This window comes from Protofrankia sp. Cr1 (assembly GCF_963555865.1).
In the GTDB taxonomy this organism is placed as follows: Bacteria; Actinomycetota; Actinomycetes; order Frankiales; family Frankiaceae; genus Protofrankia.
In genome coordinates, this window is the sequence record NZ_CAUVXO010000351.1 from 3,511 (window position 1) to 5,605 (window position 2,095).

Annotated in this window: 4 protein-coding genes and 1 pseudogene; 1 reads left to right on the plus strand and 4 read right to left on the minus strand. The window is 67.4% G+C overall.

What is annotated here, in order from left to right; genetic code table 11:
• A partial coding sequence (locus tag U9980_RS21025; RefSeq protein WP_322769494.1) for a hypothetical protein occupies window positions 1-188 on the plus strand: 188 nt, incomplete at its 5' end.
• 73 nt (window positions 189-261) lie between these two features.
• On the opposite strand, the gene U9980_RS21030 is transcribed toward U9980_RS21025, so the two are convergent.
• From U9980_RS21030 to U9980_RS21045, 4 genes and pseudogenes are all read right to left on the minus strand, one after another.
• Window positions 262-591 (minus strand): hypothetical protein, encoded by a 330-nt coding sequence (locus U9980_RS21030; RefSeq protein WP_322769495.1) that lies wholly within the window; start codon window positions 589-591, stop codon window positions 262-264.
• Window positions 588-1,019 carry an SRPBCC family protein gene (locus tag U9980_RS21035; RefSeq protein ID WP_322769496.1) on the minus strand — a complete coding sequence of 144 codons (432 nt, stop codon included), beginning with the start codon at window positions 1,017-1,019 and terminating at the stop codon, window positions 588-590. The genes U9980_RS21030 and U9980_RS21035 overlap by 4 nt, the downstream gene beginning before the upstream one ends.
• Window positions 1,020-1,116: 97 nt before the next feature.
• Window positions 1,117-1,818, minus strand: a complete 702-nt coding sequence (locus tag U9980_RS21040; protein WP_322769497.1) for an HAD family phosphatase — start codon at window positions 1,816-1,818, stop codon at window positions 1,117-1,119.
• A pseudogene (locus U9980_RS21045) lies at window positions 1,761-2,095 on the minus strand (NAD(P)/FAD-dependent oxidoreductase); the annotation flags it as partial. The pseudogene U9980_RS21045 and the gene U9980_RS21040, both read right to left, overlap by 58 nt.

A 2,095-nucleotide genomic window follows, 5' to 3' on the forward strand; every position in this document is an offset into this window, starting at 1 on the left:
AACAACGGCCGCGTAGCGGGCCGGCCTGGCCAGGACGCAATGCCCTGGCCAGGCTCCGCCTGCTGCCTCACGACGCGGCCCGCGCCGGCCAAGGCTACGAGCGCGACGTCGTCCACGTGGCGGACCCGCCGGGCTGCGCGGGGTACGGATCGGCGGAAACGGCACGCGTAACGTCCCGCGCAGGCTGAACTCCCAGCTCCACGGGAAGCCACCAGGGCTGCGCGAAGGTTTCCCGGCGTAGCGATCAGCTACTCTAGGTAGCTAAAAACTGGAGTACCCGGTTGCGGTCTCCGGCGATGTATTCGAGGGTCTCCTTGATCTTTGTGATGCGTTGGAGGCGTAGGAGACCGAGAGCGAGATTGCGGAGAATGGCGAGGTTTCGTGTGGCGTCGCGGGTGGGAGTTGGATCTGGCTGAGAAGCCCCCGGTGTTCCAGGGCACGCACCACCTTGGAGGTCATCATCCGGTCCGCCCCGGCGAACTCGGCGACGTCCTGCCGGGTGGGCGGGCCCTGTGTGCCTGCCAGCCCGGCCCGATGCAGCCAGAACCCGGGGCTGGCCAGCGGCCCGGCGGCCTGGGGGTCGCTGCTCAACGGTCGGCGTCCAGCTGCCGGGCCCTGGCTTCCAACGCCACGAAGACCCGCGGCCACTCCCTGCGCAGCCGGGGGGCGAGGGCGAACCGGAATATCGGCGAGGAGGGGCCGCGCGCCTGGTAGCGGACGCGAGCGAGAACCTGCCCATCTTCCTGAGGGGAGAGCCGGTACTCAATCAGCAGTTCACCGCCGGGCAGCGGGCCTCTCGCGGTCCACGAGCTGCCGTCCTTCACAGCGATGATGGTGAAGGGCCCTCCGGGGAGGCGGCGCGCCTTGGAGTAGCCGGTGACGCCGACCTCGAACGGGCCATCTAGATGACTGTGTTCCTCAAGCGGATCCCACTCCGGGAAGCGGTCAATGTCGCTCCACACCCTCCAGAGCGCGCTGACGGGCGCGGTCAAGGTGGCGGTGCATTCGAGGGTGTACATGCGGCCCTCCTTTGTTGTCGTGACTACAAAATATTCATTTCAGGGCCCGATACCGTTCGCGGTCCTCAGGTTCGGTGGAAGTCATCGGGTGCGCAGGTTACGGTCCCCCTTCGACCAGGCGTGCGAGCCGCCCGACGGTCAGCTCGGACAGGCCGTCCACGGCCAGCGCCACCGGTTCCCTGGTCGGCGCGACCGAGATGAGCACGCAGCCCGCGGCGAGCCCTGAATGGATTCCGGCGGGCGAGTCCTCGATGACCACGCACCGCCCGGGTTCGACACCGAGCCTGGCCGCGGCCGTGCGGTAGGACTCGGGGTCGGGTTTCGGGCGTCTGACTTCGTCGCCGGCTATGGTCACGGAAAATTCCGCCCGACCGAGCGATGGCAGGACAGCGTCCACCATCGCGCGGTACGAGGAGGAGACCAGCGCGCAGGCGACGCGCTCCAGTCGCAGTGCCCGAAGGAGTTCGACAGCTCCGGGCAGCGGAGTAATCCCGGTCCGCAACCGGTCGAGCACCCTGCTGTTGACCCGAGCGTACAACTCCTCCGCGGGGATAGCCGACCCCGTGAGCCCGCTGAGCTTAGCCAGGTTCCCGGCGACGCTGCTCCCCTGCACCACGTTGCGGCGAACCGCCTGGGCCGGCACGCCCAATTCGCCGAACACCGCCAGCAAGGCGCCGCCCAGAATCGGTTCGGTGTCGACAAGGGTTCCGTCCATGTCGAACAGAACCGCCCAGGGCGCGGTCAGAACAGGACCTTGGAGTCGGGAGAGATCTTCATCGTCCCCAGCAACGGGTGCCACAAGTGGCTGGGATCGTTCTCGACGGCGGCGACGAATTCCCGCATCGCCACCAGGGCCGCCAGCTCCTGGTCGTCGTATACGTCGCCCTGAAGCAACTTCAGCACGTCGATGCGATACCGGGGATCCTGCACAAAGGCGGTGAACAGGATGTTGAGCCGGTAGTAGATGGAGATGAACTCGTACCAGTTGGACACGCCACGCCGGAGTTTCGTCACGTAGTTCGCGAACCGGCCCTTACGGAAGTCGCCGGCCTCCGCGGCGGCGATGATGTCGGCAC

What these genes read in the sequence shown, in the direction of transcription:
- U9980_RS21035 (WP_322769496.1), bottom strand. Translation starts at nt 1,019, where the DNA reads ATGTACACCCTCGAATGCACCGCCACCTTGACCGCGCCCGTCAGCGCG.